Annotated in this window: 1 pseudogene; it reads left to right on the forward strand. The window is 32.1% G+C overall.

The annotated features are described in order from the left end of the window. A pseudogene (locus KVT34_RS30720) lies at positions 1 to 192 on the forward strand (DUF3784 domain-containing protein); the annotation flags it as partial. Positions 193 to 249 lie beyond the last annotated feature (57 nt).

Here is a 249-nt window from a genome sequence, read left to right on the forward strand (position 1 = left end):
GGAGATAAAAATAAATTAGCGAAGCTTTCAGGGATGTTTTCCTATATAGTCGGAGTTAGTACAATAATATTACCATTTGGCCTAGAAAAAATAGGTGATGTGGTTGGGATCGTATATACTGCATTAGTTGTTTTAGGTACAATTGTGTTTATTATTAAAGCGAATCTGTTGAATAAGAGTGCTATAAAGTAGAAAAGGCTTCATTTTACGGAAGCCTTTTTGTTGTTGATTATGAAGTGTAAGTAAAAG

The organism is Paenibacillus sp. GbtcB18, assembly GCF_019091125.1.
In the GTDB taxonomy this organism is placed as follows: Bacteria; Bacillota; Bacilli; order Paenibacillales; family NBRC-103111; genus Paenibacillus_F; species Paenibacillus_F chitinolyticus.